This window comes from Algoriphagus sp. NF (assembly GCF_028823735.1).
Classification (GTDB): domain Bacteria; phylum Bacteroidota; class Bacteroidia; order Cytophagales; family Cyclobacteriaceae; genus Algoriphagus; species Algoriphagus marincola.
This window is the reverse complement of record NZ_JAPEIB010000023.1, coordinates 1-14,784: the sequence shown is the minus strand read 5'-3', so window position 1 is coordinate 14,784 and position 14,784 is coordinate 1. Positions and strand designations below refer to the sequence as shown.

At 40.9% G+C, this 14,784-nt stretch carries 17 protein-coding genes and 1 tRNA gene; 12 read left to right on the top strand and 6 right to left on the bottom strand.

Translation table 11 applies throughout. The features are described 5' to 3' along the window. Positions 1-237: 237 nt before the first annotated feature. Complete coding sequence (locus OU792_RS11915) at positions 238-489, bottom strand: hypothetical protein (RefSeq protein ID WP_274670282.1); 252 nt, start codon at positions 487-489, stop codon at positions 238-240. A 174-nt stretch (positions 490-663) separates the two neighbouring features. On the opposite strand from OU792_RS11915, the gene OU792_RS11910 reads away from it, so the two are divergent. Together OU792_RS11910 and OU792_RS11905 are read left to right on the top strand one after the other, a co-directional pair. After that, on the top strand, positions 664-3,171 hold the full coding sequence (locus OU792_RS11910; protein ID WP_274670281.1) for a lamin tail domain-containing protein: 2,508 nt from the start codon (positions 664-666) through the stop codon (positions 3,169-3,171). 69 nt (positions 3,172-3,240) lie between these two features. Further along, positions 3,241-3,411, top strand: a complete 171-nt coding sequence (locus OU792_RS11905; protein WP_155847198.1) for a hypothetical protein — start codon at positions 3,241-3,243, stop codon at positions 3,409-3,411. 71 nt (positions 3,412-3,482) lie between these two features. Here OU792_RS11905 and OU792_RS11900 read toward each other — a convergent pair whose 3' ends face one another. After that, positions 3,483-4,550 (bottom strand): isoaspartyl peptidase/L-asparaginase family protein, encoded by a 1,068-nt coding sequence (locus tag OU792_RS11900; protein WP_274670280.1) that lies wholly within the window; start codon positions 4,548-4,550, stop codon positions 3,483-3,485. 177 nt (positions 4,551-4,727) lie between these two features. On the opposite strand from OU792_RS11900, the gene OU792_RS11895 reads away from it, so the two are divergent. After that, positions 4,728-5,111 carry a TraR/DksA family transcriptional regulator gene (locus tag OU792_RS11895; RefSeq protein WP_026947826.1) on the top strand — a complete coding sequence of 128 codons (384 nt, stop codon included), beginning with the start codon at positions 4,728-4,730 and terminating at the stop codon, positions 5,109-5,111. A gap of 2 nt (positions 5,112-5,113) precedes the next feature. Next, entirely contained in the window at positions 5,114-5,674 is a 561-nt protein-coding gene (gene scpB, locus OU792_RS11890; RefSeq protein WP_026947827.1) for an SMC-Scp complex subunit ScpB, read from the top strand. Between the two features lie 44 nt (positions 5,675-5,718). Here scpB and OU792_RS11885 read toward each other — a convergent pair whose 3' ends face one another. From OU792_RS11885 to era, 4 genes are all read right to left on the bottom strand, one after another. Beyond that, entirely contained in the window at positions 5,719-6,342 is a 624-nt protein-coding gene (locus OU792_RS11885) for a SprT-like domain-containing protein (protein WP_134199787.1), read from the bottom strand. Positions 6,343-6,460: 118 nt separating this feature from the next. After that, a complete protein-coding gene (locus OU792_RS11880) occupies positions 6,461-6,682 on the bottom strand; it encodes a hypothetical protein (protein ID WP_134199789.1) in 222 nt (73 codons plus the stop codon). A gap of 76 nt (positions 6,683-6,758) precedes the next feature. Next, entirely contained in the window at positions 6,759-8,072 is a 1,314-nt protein-coding gene (gene der, locus OU792_RS11875) for a ribosome biogenesis GTPase Der (RefSeq protein WP_134199791.1), read from the bottom strand. A 2-nt stretch (positions 8,073-8,074) separates the two neighbouring features. Continuing rightward, positions 8,075-8,968, bottom strand: a complete 894-nt coding sequence (era, locus tag OU792_RS11870) for a GTPase Era (RefSeq protein WP_026947831.1) — start codon at positions 8,966-8,968, stop codon at positions 8,075-8,077. Positions 8,969-9,180: 212 nt separating this feature from the next. Between era and OU792_RS11865 the strand changes: the two genes are divergently transcribed. The 8 genes from OU792_RS11865 to OU792_RS18675 all read left to right on the top strand — a co-directional run. Next, positions 9,181-9,253: transfer RNA gene (locus tag OU792_RS11865), tRNA-Met, on the top strand. 171 nt (positions 9,254-9,424) lie between these two features. Continuing rightward, complete coding sequence (locus tag OU792_RS11860) at positions 9,425-10,681, top strand: tyrosine-type recombinase/integrase (protein WP_274670279.1); 1,257 nt, start codon at positions 9,425-9,427, stop codon at positions 10,679-10,681. 2 nt (positions 10,682-10,683) lie between these two features. After that, positions 10,684-11,379, top strand: coding sequence for a hypothetical protein (locus OU792_RS11855; RefSeq protein ID WP_274670278.1), 696 nt, complete (start codon positions 10,684-10,686; stop codon positions 11,377-11,379). A 67-nt stretch (positions 11,380-11,446) separates the two neighbouring features. Beyond that, positions 11,447-11,749 (top strand): hypothetical protein, encoded by a 303-nt coding sequence (locus OU792_RS11850; RefSeq protein ID WP_274670277.1) that lies wholly within the window; start codon positions 11,447-11,449, stop codon positions 11,747-11,749. Between the two features lie 278 nt (positions 11,750-12,027). Beyond that, a complete protein-coding gene (locus tag OU792_RS11845; protein ID WP_274670276.1) occupies positions 12,028-13,050 on the top strand; it encodes an AAA family ATPase in 1,023 nt (340 codons plus the stop codon). Between the two features lie 193 nt (positions 13,051-13,243). After that, the gene (locus OU792_RS11840) at positions 13,244-14,248 is read left to right on the top strand and encodes a toprim domain-containing protein (RefSeq protein WP_274670275.1); all 1,005 of its coding nucleotides are present in this window, start codon (positions 13,244-13,246) and stop codon (positions 14,246-14,248) included. 98 nt (positions 14,249-14,346) lie between these two features. Continuing rightward, on the top strand, positions 14,347-14,583 hold the full coding sequence (locus OU792_RS11835; RefSeq protein ID WP_274670274.1) for a hypothetical protein: 237 nt from the start codon (positions 14,347-14,349) through the stop codon (positions 14,581-14,583). A gap of 117 nt (positions 14,584-14,700) precedes the next feature. Further along, positions 14,701-14,784 (top strand): hypothetical protein (locus OU792_RS18675; RefSeq protein ID WP_446698895.1); only part of this gene is annotated, 84 nt, incomplete at its 3' end.

The window sequence follows — 14,784 nt, the reverse complement described above, 5'->3', positions numbered from 1 at the left end:
ACATGGAATCCCTGCCTGCGAAAGGTAGGCTCGATTTCATGATGGTTTAAATAGGTTAATGTATCGGTTTGCAAAAGTAATAGCTATGTATTCATTTTCAGGTTTATCCTGAGAATTATTGACTTACTCAAATACTTTTTATCAAATTCGGATCCCTGCCGCACCGACAGTTCTCAAGTAAGGAGACTTTTAAATCCTTCCACTGATACCTCATGCTATTTCCTTGAAAGAAATTCACTAGTCATCAAATTCACCTTCTCTTCTCCAGCCATAAGGGTTGGAATCCGCAGTGGTAATTTGGGAGTCTACTTTCCCTGTTTGAGGATCCTCCGTAAAAAACATAGCTGAAGATTCCCATCTCAGCAAGTTTACTTCGGCCTTTAGTTTTTCTTCATCGCCGTCAAAAAACCTATTTAGTAAGTCATCCCTGCCGGCGCATTGGGCATATTTTGTCTCACCGTTTTTGTAATGTATCTGATATTCTCTCATAAGCTCTTTTCATAAAAAACTGACCCTTTCTGGTTTTGTTACGAAACAAGCTCAACCTGACCGATTAACTATTGGGGAACGAGCCTGGACCTTGGAGGATTTTTATTCGGGTGAGATTAAAATTATTCTTGTAGATTTAGTAAATTAGTTTACAGGTGCTAGTCTAATAGGTTTATGATCAGATTTTTAGGCAGACTTTTTCTTTTAATACTGTTTCTGTCTCAGATAGGTGCTCTGAAAGCAGCGAATCAAAAGGAGGATTTTGAACAGGATTTTAGAATTGTAAATGATCCCGATGAATTTATTCCAGGTTGGCGCGGCAATGAGTTGAGAGAAAACTCTTCACGAATTTTTCAATCTAATTCCTCCGGAAAGGAGGGAAGTCGGTGTTTGGCGGTTCAGCCTATTTCTACCTTCGATGGAGAATTAACTGTTCGGCTTTCTCCTGCTGATTTTGAGAATCCTGCTATACAATTCTGGGCACGATCGATCCGCAATGGAAGTGGTAGCCGACCCGCATTGGTTTTTTATGAGTTTGTGGAAAGTTTAGACTCAGGTTTTTCCGAAATGGTACAAATCGGAGACAATTCGGAATTTGCGAATGAGGATCAGATTTTTCGCCAGTTTAAAATTGAGTTACCCGACTCACTCCTCGGCTTAGAGGAAATCTTTTTTCGGTTGAAAATCGAATATGGTCCAGGGTCAGGAAGTGCGGCTCGTTGGCTTTTGGATGATTTTGAATTTGGAGATTTTGTGAAGGATTTGCAGCCCCCGACTTTGGAATCGGTAAGAGGTTTTGGGCCTATGACAGTAGAATTAGGCTTTTCTGAAGCCTTGGATGCTATTTTCTCTCAGATCCAACTCAATTACTCGCTAGATGACAAGGAGCCAATCAATGCAAGTTTGGCTTTTGATTCCTTGGTTTATCTGGATTTTGAAGAGCCATTAATATCGGGTCAAAGCTATGTTCTCACAATTCGTCAAATTCCTGATTTGGCGGGAAATTTTTTGAGGGATACGACCCTTACTTTTCGCTTCGAAGATCCAACAGTTATCGGATTTAAGGATTTGGTAATAAATGAAATCATGCCGGCTCCTCGGGATGGAAATGACTTGCCCAATGTGGAATATGTCGAGCTTCTTAATTTGGGTGACAAGGATATCAGGCTTGGAGGAATGAGTTTTCGGAATTCCAGAAGCGAATCTACTTTAGAAGATTTTTGGATGGAATCAGGGGGTTATTTGATCTTGGCTCCTGCTAGTCAGGCTGTCTTACTGAGTGAATATGGAAATGTCCTTGCGGTTGAACCTTGGCCCACCTTGCTTAATTCAGGGGATAAAATTAGTCTTCTCACTCAAAATGGAGAGTTAATAGATCAAATCAGCTATTCCACGGCAACTTGGGGAGATTCAGAGCTTAGCGGTGGAGGTTACAGTTTGGAAGTTGTTAATCCTAATCTGCTTTGTGAGCAAAGCGAATTTCTCAAACCCTCTGAATCTCCAGCCCGAGGTACTCCCGGAACAGAAAACTCTGTCTTTGATCTTACTCCCGATACCTTCGCTCCTGAGTTTATAAGCTACTCCTTCACTGATTCCCTAAGCTTGGTATTAGCTTTTTCAGAGCCTATCCAATCAACTTTGACTATTCAGGACTTCCAAATTGAACCCAATTTGCCGCTCGATTCAGTAGGAGTAGTAGGAAATCAGATTCTTTTATTTTTCTCAGAGACTATAGCTGACAATCAATCCTATCAATTAAGATTGGACGGGGTTGCCGATTGTAGTGGAAATCAATTGGAAGAGACTGGAATTGAAATCATCCGACCACGAACTGCAAAAATTGGCGAAGTCTTTCTTAATGAGCTGCTTTTTGACCCGCGCAGTGGAGGCCCTAAGTTCGTGGAGCTTTATAATCCGACTGAAGACTATCTGGAAATTGGGAAATGGAAATTGGCCAACTTGGATGATTTGGGACAGGTTGACCAAGTCCGGACGCTCTCTGAAGAGAGCTTGGTGATCTCTCCGGATTCCCTTTTGGCCATCAGTACAGATTCCGAGCGACTCAAAATGGACTATCCCAAGTCTGCAAATGGAGGATTTTTTGAGATAAGGACTTTGCCTTCTTACCCAATTTCTGGAGGTACGGTAGTGCTCATAGATGCTCAGGGGGATATCGCCGAAAAATTTGAGTACGATGAGGAGCTGCATCATCCTTTGCTACGAGAGACGAAGGGTGTTTCTTTGGAAAGGGTTTCGGTTGGGTCACCGGCTGATTTTACAGGAAATTGGCACTCAGCCTCGGGGAATGAAGAATATGCTACACCGGGTAGGATAAATTCTCAGCGGATACCGGGAGAATTTGAAGCTGAACTCATTCAAATTGATCCCGGGATTTTTGATCCTGAGGGGAGTCAAGGAAATACCTTCACGACGATTCGATATCAATTGGATCAATCAGGTTGGGTAGGAAGCTTCAAGATTTATGATATTTCTGGCAGAATCGTGTCTGTACTTGCGCAAAATGAGATTTTGGCTACCCAAGGACTATACACTTGGACAGGGACAGACTCTCAAGGTAGAAGATTGCCGACGGGTTATTATGTTTTGTTGGTTGAGTTATTTGATCTGCAAGGAAGACTTCGCAATGTCAAAAAAACAATCATTATTGCAGAAAATATCTAAAAATTATCAGTTTACGAAACATGATTTGCTAAAAATCAGTATTTTAGAGTAACAAATCGCGCCCAAACCATGGAACCCGGAATAATCAACAAAGCTCTCAAACAACTTTGCATCGTGGAATCAAAACCGATTTCGGAGGTGGTGCAATATCTCAAGTTGCGCTATCAAATCGATGCCGACGAAATGATCCTCAAAAAGCGGCTGGAAAAAATCCTCAACAATGAGCAGGCAGTAGCTTAGATCATTTTTGACTTCAGTAAAAAGCCGCATTCTAGCAGTAGAATGCGGCTTTTTTGAATTGCCTAAGGCTACTAGTTTTCGTCCTTGTAAATAAATACCTGAGCTTCCTGATCGGCTTTGCGGTAGCCACGATACATCCCTTCAGAGTTAAAAGGCATCGCGATATTCCCCATACGATCGATGGAAATAATTCCGCCTGAACCTCCCATTTCTACCAATTGCTTCATGACTACATCATTTGCGGCATCTTTGAGACTTTTATTCCCATACCGCATTTGAGAGGCAATTTCATGGCCGACGACAGTTCGAATGAAAAACTCCCCATGTCCAGTAGCTGAAACTGCGCAGGTTGCATTATCTGCGTAGGTGCCGGCTCCTATAATTGGTACATCACCTACTCGGCCATAGCGCTTGTTTGTCATTCCACCTGTGGAAGTAGCTGCGGCGATATTGCCATTTTTATCAAGGGCTACTGCGCCTACTGTTCCAAACTTTCGGTCCTTGAAAAAGGGATCCTGAAGTTCCATCTCCAAAAGTGAGCTGTGATCCAGTTGTGTTTTTTCGGTTTCACGGATTTTCTCCAATTGCTGAAATCGGAAATCGGTGTAAAAGTAGTCCGGAGATACCAGTTCGAGCTCCTGTTCTTTTGCAAAAACTTCGGCTCCGGCACCAGTCATAAATACGTGGGGTGAATTTTCCATTACAGCTCGTGCTGCGGTAATTGGGTTTTTGACGGTAGTCAGCCCTGCCACGGCACCTGCGTTTCGGTCTCTTCCGTCCATAATAGCCGCATCCATTTCATTTTTCCCTTCATTGGTAAAGACAGCTCCTTTTCCGGCATTGAACAAGGGGCTGTCCTCCATGACTTTCACCGCAGCAATGACAGCGTCCAGCGCTTCACCTCCGGATTCTAAGACAGTGTAACCGGCATCGAGCGCCTCTTTAAGCTTCGCACGGTATTCAGCCTCCTGTTCTTCACTCATGTTTTCCCTTTTTATGGTGCCTGCTCCTCCATGGATAGCAAGTGCAAACTCAGATTGTGTTGTGCTTTCTTCTGAAACCGACTGATTGTCAGCTGGCTGTGAGCAAGACCAAGAAATAATTAAAATTGAAAGGAATGAAAGGAAGATTTTATTCATGTCTTGATTAAGTTTTTTTAGATGTGGAATAATTTAAAAATAGGGCCATTTCTTCAATTTGGAAGGGTTTTTTACATCGAGAGTAAAATTAAATTTTTGTATTTGCGATCCCCCACGTATTTTAGGGAACTTTAAAAAGTCCAGTACGTCAAAGAATTATTACCTAATAGAATCGCCATGAGCCAGGAAGCAAAAACATCCTATTCTCAAGAAGAATTAAAGGAATTTGAAGAGATCATCTTGAAGAAATTGAGCAGTGCTAAAGAAGAGTTGGGAATGCTCAAGGAATCTCTCAGCAAAAAGAATGATAGTGGTACGGACAATACAGCGTCTACTTCGAAATTACTCGAGGATGGAGCAGATACGCTTGAGCGTGAAAGTCTGAGTCAATTGGCAGCCCGTCAACAGAAGTTTGTGATCAATCTTGAGAATGCGCTAGTGAGGATCAAGAATGGAACTTATGGCATTTGTGTGGATACTGGAAAGTTGATATCGAAGGAGCGATTGCGCGCAGTACCTCATACCATGCATTCTATAGAAGCAAAGCTGGCTAAGAAATAAAAGTGGATTTTCTTCCCCGTCATATTGAGGCCTTGATTTTCTGCAGTCCTGCGCCACTTCCGAAAGCCGAGATTCAAAAATGCCTATCGGAGATGTTTGAGTCAGAAGTGCCGGGTGAGCACATCGATGAAGCTTTGGAGCAGTTGATAAAAAAATATGAGCAGGACGAGTTTTCTTTTTCTCTCGAAAAAATCGCTGGAGGGTATCAATTTTTGACCAAACCGGCCTATCAGACGAGTATTTCGATACTACTCAAGCAACAGAGTCAGAAGCGTCTCTCAACTGCTCAACTAGAGACACTTTCTATCATTGCCTACAAGCAACCTGTGACAAAGGGAGAGATCGAGCAGATTCGAGGCGTCAATTCCGACTATTCGGTTCAGAAACTTTTGGAGAAAGAACTGATCGAAATCAAAGGGAAATCTGAACAAATTGGCCGGCCGATGATCTATGGTACTTCGCCAAAGTTTATGGAATACTTTGGGATAAACTCCATCCAAGATCTTCCTCAGCCCAAGGATTTTTCCCAACCTGACAATCAGATCGGCGAGGAGCGGGAGTAGGTTTTTTGTGAACTCCCTACTTCCTTCTTCCAACTTCCCTCTTATTAGCTCTCCACTTCTACCTGGGCCAATTGAGAAATCAAGTAGCGTTTCCCTGAGGGAATTTCCTCGCAAAGAACCCGTGTTCTTCGGGTTTCTTTCTTTTTGAATTTTCGGCCATTGAGCTGAAAAATACTTTCCGGTTTCAAGTCGGAAAGGAAGCTTTTTTCAATTCCCGAAGTTGCTTTGTTGTATTTACTCAACTCCTTTGTCAAAAAAAGATCCCCAGCTGAAGTAGCTTTGGGATTTTGCATATGTCTGACAAGAGGAATCAAAAGATCCTGAGGGAAAACTTCTTTACGAAGCAGGGGAGACATCAGATTCTTGAATACTCGCTTCCATTCTTGTCCATGTGGTGGGATATTCAGACCAAACCGAATAAAAGCAAATAAATGAGCCACCTCGTGGATATACGTAATTAGGAATTGATAAGGGTTCAAATTCCCGTTGATGGTGATAGTTTGCAGCGATTGATCTCGCTTCCATCGGAAGTCCCCCAATTTGCTTTTTCGCTCGCGGGTTACGGTGAAATTAAACTTCTCTTGTTTCCAAAGATCTATGCAATACTCCAGGCTTGCTGAGGGGACTTTTGCAGATAGAATATCGCGAAGTTTTTCGGATTGATCCATGTTGGGAAATTACTGATATCTGTGGATTCTAAGGTTCAATAATTCTGACAATCTAAAAATAGAAACAAAAAAAAGAGCCCCGAATACGGAGCTCTTTAATTTTGAGAAGAATGGGTGATTAGTTGTTTTCTACTGCTTCTTCAGCTTGCTCAACAGCTACTTCAGCAGCATTCTCAATTGAGTCAGTAGTATCTTCGATCACTTCTTCAGTAGCTTCTACAGCTCCTTCAGTCGCTTCTTGAACAGTTTCAACTGTTTCTTCTTCTTTTACTTCTTTGTTGCCGCAAGATGCAGTGGCCATCAAACCGACGATTGCGAAAATTGCAAATACCTTGTTCATTTGTTGTGTTTTTTTAAATGCGGTGCAAAGGTATCTGAAGTTTTGTCAATTTTGCAAATTGCCGTTAAAATTATTTTTATTTGTTTTTATACAAGATTTTTACCGGTACTCCATCGAATTCGAAATTCTCACGAAGGCGATTTTCCAGGTATCTTGTATAAGGGTTTTTGATGTATTGCGGAAGGTTGCAGAAGAAAGCAAACACCGGATTTTTTGTCGGCAATTGGGTTACATATTTGATTTTTATGTACTTCCCTTTCCAAGCTGGCGGTGGATAATGCTCGATTTCAGGCAGCATCACATCATTCAATTTGGAAGTTGCTATCCGTCTATTTTTATTTTCATAAACCTTCACGGCCAATTCGATCGCCTGGAATATTCGTTGCTTTTCAACTACCGAAGTGAAAATGATCGGGATCCATTTGTGTTCTCCCAATCGCTCCATCATTTCATCCTTGATCTTGTTCATGGTCTTGTGGTCCTTTTCGATCAGATCCCACTTGTTTACCATGATCATGATTCCCTTATTGTTTTTGATGGCTAGGGAAATCAAATTGACATCCTGAGACTCCAGTCCTCTGGATGCATCTACCATGACGATGACTACATCCGAATCTTCCAAAGTCCTGAGGGAGCGCATGACAGAGTAAAACTCAATGTCTTCTTTGACCTTTGCCTTCTTTCGGATCCCCGCTGTATCGGTGATGATAAAATCCTGACCGAAAAGCTTGTATCGAGTATGGATCGCATCCCGGGTTGTTCCGGCTTCATCGGTTACGATGGATCGCTCTTTTCCAAGTAGGGCATTTAAGAAAGAGGATTTACCGACATTAGGACGGCCGAGGATAGAAATCTTTGGAATTCCAGCATCAGGATCTTCTACTCCTTCGTCTTCAAAATGCTCTACCACACGGTCCAGAAGTTCGCCTGTTCCGCTACCACTGGTAGCAGCGATGGGAAAGATTTCAAAATCGGAAATACCCAAAGCGTAAAACTCATTGGCCATAAAAGCCTTTTCTTGATTATCTGCCTTATTGGCTACGATATAGATAGGTTTTTTGCTGTCTCGAAGTTCATTAGCAAATTCCTTGTCCAAATCCGTCAAGCCATCGTGACAGTCGGTGACAAAAAGAATTACATCGGCTTCTTCTACGGCCAGTTTGACTTGCTTGCGGATTTCCGCCTCATATACATCATCAGATCCAGTGACATAACCGCCGGTATCAATGACCGAGAAAAATTTTCCATTCCACTGGGCATGCCCATAGTGTCGGTCCCGGGTTACCCCGCTGACATTATCCTCGATGGCTTTTCTCTCTTCCACCAGTCTATTAAAGAGTGTGGATTTGCCTACATTAGGTCTTCCTACAATTGCTACGATATTTGCCATACTTAAGAGGGATCGTATCCGAATTTTCTAAGTTTGAGTTTGTTTTTACGCCAGTCCGGTTCCACCTTGACGAAGGTTTCCAGATGGACTTTTTTGCCAAAGAATTCTTCCAAATCTTGCCGGGCTTCAATACCCACTTTCTTGAGCATTTTGCCTTTTTCACCAATGAGAATTCCCTTTTGGCTATTGCGCTCCACAAAGATGGTGGCTCGCATGCGGATGATATCCGTGTCTTCTTTGAAATCCTCCATCACCACTTCGGTGCTGTAGGGGATTTCTTTTTTATAGTTTTTGAATATTTTCTCCCGAATGATCTCGGAGGCAAAGAACCGCTCCGGACGGTCTGTTAGTTCCTCTTTATCGTAAAAAGGCGGATGAACAGGTAGGCGGTCTAAAATTTCCTGCATGATTCGCTCTGTGTTGAACTTTTCCAAAGCGGAAATAGGAATCACGGTAGCGGCCTCAATTCTTGAGGTCCAATATTCGGTGACCTTATCCAATTGCCCTTCTTTTGCCAAGTCGATTTTGTTGATGACCAAGAGAACAGGGATTCCGGATTTATTGATTCGTGTGATGATCGGTTCAATATCCGCATCAGTTTCAAAAAGATCCGTCACAAATAAGATGATATCGGCATCCTCCAATGAAAGATTGACAAAAGACATCATGCTTTTGTGGAGCTCATATTGAGGTTTGAGCATTCCCGGAGTATCGGAGAATACGATCTGGTAATCATCTGTATTCGAGAGTCCAAGGATGCGGTGACGGGTGGTTTGTGATTTGGGAGAAATGATCGAAACGGGTGTACCGACGAGGATATTCATCAGGGTAGATTTGCCCACATTGGGTTTTCCGATGATATTGACAAAGCCTGCCTGATGCGTCTGTGGATTCATTTCTTAAAATATTTTTCACAAAGGTACTTGATTTTTGACAGTATGTCTTTACCTTTGTACCACAATTCGCCGGAAGGGCGAATGGAACTAAAGAAAATACGATTAAGTTTTAACAATATATCGCGGGATGGAGCAGTTTCCCGAAATATATCGGGACAGGGTCCGCTCGTCGGGCCTCGTTTGAAAATTGAAATGATTATATAAAAATATATCGCGGGATGGAGCAGTTGGTAGCTCGTCGGGCTCATAACCCGAAGGTCACAGGTTCGAGTCCTGTTCCCGCTACTTTTAGACTCCGAACAATGTAAAATTTGTTCGGAGTTTTTTGTTTTTCAGGCATTTAGAACTATTTCGAATCTATTTGATTCTGATAAATTCCAATGATTTTGTCCCCCTTTTTGTCCCCCAATTTGTCCCCTTTCTTGTCCGCCTTGAATTTTTTCGGTATTTTGAACCATGATAGATTTCAAAATATCCGCGGTTTTGAATCCGAAAAGTAAAAAGTCGCCCGACGGTGAAGCGATCTATTTGTGCATTAATCGAAAAGGAAGGCACTACATTAATCTCAACCTTGAAAAGATTCCAAAAAATGCTTGGTCTGGAAAACCATTAAAATGGGTCAATGGCCAATACCTGTACGCGGATTTTCATAATCGTGTAATTGCGAGGGAAATTCATCATCTCAAAGAAATCATCCAGGATTATTATAAGCGGAGTGAGGTTCTTACTGCTGATAAACTGAAGAACATATATCTGGTAAAACACCAAGGCAAAAGAATAAAAGGTGTCAATGGAACAAATGCTCCCGGGGCAAGTGATAAAATTTCATCCTACATCGATTATTCTCTCAAATTTGGGGCTTCTTCAAAGAAAGCAGAAGGAACAAGAAAAGTATATGTGACCTTAAAGAATTTAGTCGATAGCTATAAAAGCCAGGCTGTCATGGCTGATTTGGATGAGGCCTTTGTTTTAGGGTTTATTGATTTCTTGCGGAGCGAATCAACAGATATTAATTCCGACACCACAGTTGCCAAATATGTGGATCGTCTGAAGGTAATCTATCGGGAGTATTGTGACCAGTATGGGATTCTTTTTAAGAAACGAATATTTGAAAGACTGGATGTCGAGTCAACCAAAAGGCCTGATAAAATCATATACGTTAATGATAAGCAGTATGAACTGCTGTCTGAAATGAAATTTTCTCCTAATGAGAAAAGACTTGAAATCACCAGGGATCTTTTCCTTTTGCTGTGCAATACAGCCCTTTACTATAATGATTTGATTGCAATTCGTTCTGAAAGTGGGTTTGATTGGAACTTGTTAAAAGATAATCCTGAACACTTGGTACTTCAAGGAGAGAGAAAAAAGAACGGGGAAGAATTTTGGATTCCTCTCAATGATACCGCAAAACGTATCGTCAAAAAGTATTTTCAAGAAAGTGGAGATTATCTTTTTCCTGCAGGCGTGGCTATTTCAGAGCAAAAGTTTAATCAGAACCTGAAAGTCCTTGCAGAGAAAATTAAATTTCCTGATGTGCTTTCAAATAAGGTAGGAAGAAAGACTTTCGGAACATGGACAGATCGACTTGGGATGGATGATAATGATATTAGAATGATATTTGGACATTCGCCAGGCTCGGTTCTTAAGAAATATTACACCGAAAGAAGAACCCTGGAAACCTATAAGAGAATCCTTTCCTTCATTCAGCGATAAGTATGCAAAAGAAAACTAAACTGGCAATTAAACATTACCACGGCAAGGAACTGGAGAAGATTGGAAAATCGGCTGCTAGCTTTCCTTTATATGTCATGGTGAGGTACAAGAATGCGAAAACCAAATTTGCATCAAGGCTAGGGATACGATTTGTGAATGAAAATGGTGGAGATTCCTCGATCCTAGGCAATTTCAATAGAGATGTGATCAGTCTAATTGAAGAGGAAGTTAAACACATTGAACTGCTTAGAGACTATTTTGAGGATGTCTTGGCGGTTGAGTTTATACCTTCTATGGTGGTAAATGAGGTATTTGAGAATACTGCCTTAGAGAAGGTCATTGATTATTTTGATCAAGTTTTTGAGGAAAAGGAATTGATAAAGATTCTTGCAGAAATTGATCAAGACTTGATTGATTTGTTTAATGCTGCCGGTCCTACTCGGTTTCTGTCAGGTTTAAAGCATCTTGATCTCACTCTTTTTCAGCGATGCATAGAAATTGAAGAAGTCAGACGGGTATTCGATTTTTTCAGAACTTATAAATCTTTGAATTGGCCGGAGGTAGATAGGCTTCAATTCAGGATGGCGGTAATTGATGACAATCAGAATATTGCAGGTTTAAAAAAATGGATGGATGATCGATTCGATTCTGAAATGCTTCATTATTATCGACTGAATCCAATTGATTTGAATCAATAAAAATCGGACACCAGTGACCGATATTATATTTTTTCTCTATATTTGAGTAAATCAAACTCAAATCACAATGAATCAAGACACTTTTATTCCGTTTGCGGCTGTTAGCCAAAAATGGCTGGAAGAGAAATTCAAGAATCTAGAAGAGAGAATCTCGAGCATTCATCCAGCCAGTAAATCCGTCAAAGATGAATGGTTGTCCCTTCAAGAATTCATGGAGGCAACGGGAGTGAAATCTCATTATTCGATTTCAAAAATGGAATCAGTTTCCGAATCCAAAGGCCAGGAGTTTCGCTCTATGTATCGAGGGAAACGACGGTTTATTCACCAGAGAGAGGTGGATAGGTTTTTTGCCGGGGAGTTTGAGAATTAAAAAAGGAAAGGATGACCATCCTTTCCTTTCGTTGAAAATGCGCAATAGGCAGTTCCTTGGTTTGCTTTTAACCGTCTCAAAATTAAAAACATGCTCCAAGTTGAACATTCTTTTGATCAAAATCAACCTAGGCAAGGTGGTTTATAAAACTTTTCAAACCTCAACTCCAATCACGTTTAGATTCCAATATCTAATCGGATAAATCCTAAAATTTTACTAAGAATTTAAAAATAGCATTTACTCCAAAATGCTAATCGAAACCTTATTGCCTAAAAAATATGACCTCAATAAATCAATATACAGAATCGAACGATTCGCGTTCCGGAGACTTTCTAATCATCAAATCCGCCAACGAATGGATGGATGAAGCCAAAACCAAGCCTATTCCAAAAAAGATCTTTGGTCCATTTTGGTATGAGGAAGAGTTATGTATACTCTTCGCTGATACCAATCAAGGTAAGTCCTTGCTTGCAGTACAAATCATCGACAGTGTGTCTAAAGGTGTTCCAACCCTGGGATTGGAGATGGAACTGAAAGCGTCCAAAGTCATCTACTTCGACCTGGAATTGACTGCCAAGCAATTTGAAATGAGATATGCTCAATACGATAAGGAAAGGGATATCCTTTTTGATCATTTCGAATTCAGTGACCTTTTTCTGAGAGCAGAAATCAATCCTTATGGATTTGATGAGGCTTTTGAAGAGTATGAAAGCTTTCTTTTTAAAGAGATCGAGGTTCAGGCCTCCAAGTCCGGTGCAAAAATCCTCGTAATCGACAATTTGTCTTGTGTGATTTCAGATAATGAGAAGGCTAGAAATACCACTCCTTTTTTAATAAGGCTAAACAATCTGAAGAAGATTCATGGGTGGTCGATTTTGCTCATTGCCCATACTCCAAAAAGAAATCTGTTTGCTCCGATCAGTAGGAATGATATCCAAGGTAGCAAGAGCTTTATTAACCTGATCGATTCTTGTTTTGCTGTAGGTGAAAGTCAAAAAGACCCTTCCATTAAATACTTGAAGCAGATAAAAGTCAGGTATGGTGCTTTTAAATATCCCTCTGAAAATGTCCTGGTCTGTAAAATCGGTAAAGACTCCAACTTCAGTTCGTTTCGCTTCCTCCAGTTTGGGAGAGAGTCGGATCATTTAAAGCAGTTGAATCCGGTCGATAAATCTCAAATGAAGACCAAGGCCTTGGAACTCAAAAATGAAGGCCATACCAATGTGAAGATAGCTCAGGAACTCGGAGTGTCAGAAGGAGCTGTAAGGAAATGGCTCAAGCAACTTGAGTTGGACGAGTAAACTCAATCGTAAAAATCGAACGGTACGAGGGGTACGAGGTGTGCGAATCGTACGATTTCCACTTACCCCTACCCCCTCTTTTTCTTTTTGCAGGTAGTCCGACAATTCACGACAAAAGGAAAGACAAGACTCCTTTAAATCAATAAGATGCATTATTTATGTATAGATGTATTTATATAAAAATGTAGATATTATGAAATACTCAGAAGTAAAACAAGCCGCTGCCAAGATCAAACAGGAATTCCATGTGCTCGATTATTTCCATAGCCTAGTCAGATCAGGACTTCTGAAATACGAAGGCATCCACGGCAAAGAATCTTTTTTTGGCTTTTTGGAACAGCGAACTGGTTCTATTGCGGTGGATGACAAAGCTAATGTGTGGTATGACCATGCCGCTGGAAAGGGTGGAGACGTCATCGCAGCAGTGCAGGAATTTGAAAACAAAACCTTTTTCGAGTCGGTGGAAAGCCTTTCCGGTACTTTTCCGATAAGAGAGACTCTTCCAAGACAAAAACCAGAAATTCCTCAAAAAATAGTGGTAGAGAAAGTTTCTGAGATTAACCACGATGCATTGATACAATACATTCAAGGAAGGGGAATTGATCTTCAGGATATAGCTCCATTCGGGAAAGAAGTTCATTGGCAGAACAAAGGCAAGCGATATTTCGCAGTGGGTTTTCCAAATGAATCGGGCGGATGGGTACTTCGATCCTCTATTTTCAAGGGGAACATTCTCGGAGGAGGCATTTCGATTCAGATTATTGGGACTGTGAAAAGCATTAAGGTTTTTGAGGGCTGGTTTGACTTTCTGAGCTATCTGAAGCTTTCTGGAGCCACCGATTTCAAAGCCATCATTTTAAACAGTACCGCCAATCTCATTATGCGGCTGATGCTTGATATTTTAAAGGAGGGGCTTAAAGTAGAGCTCTACCTGGATAATGATGGTACCGGAGAGACTTACACTAATGATTTTATCAAGGTTGCTAAGCTGTACCAATACTGCCTCCAAAATAGATTGGCTACCGATTGGGATTTACAGCCCTTAAGAGGTGGGAAAGATAAAATCGGGAAGCTGCTCAAATATTTAAAAATCGAGTATGCAATAGCGGTAAAAATTTGGAGAATGGATGTAGAAGTTTTTGATCAGAGAGGCTACTATACAGGTTTTGAGGATTTAAATGAGCTCATAAATCGTTGAACTTAATTCGAGATATCTGTGACATTTAGTGTCTAAAGCTCTGAATAAACTTTCTTTATCACACTTAATTTTTTAGATTTAGACATATTATTTTGAATATGCGAATAGCAAGTAAAAATGGATTTTTCTCAATCGTACAGCATAGAGATGATCCCGAGCAAGTTTTGGTGAGAGCAAGGGTAAAAAAGGATTTGGCGGAGATATTTCCCGAAGACCGGATTCTTCATACTCCAGAAGGGGATTACCATTGGAGAGTTTTTGCTTCCAAAAAAGAGATGGGAGAGATTCTACTCCGGCAAATGGCAGAATTAGATTACCCAAATTTCAAAGGGTAAATAGCCAAAACACAGAGTTAGGAAGATAAGCTGCAAACTTACCATAATATTTGGGCAGTCATCCATGACTATGGATTGAAAAAATTTGATAAAAAAAATGTTTTTCAAGGTTGTCTGATGGGAGGTGCTATCGGGGATGCTATAGGTTCACCGATTGAATTTTTATCATTCTACCAAATCCAAGGTAAGTACGTGGGTAAA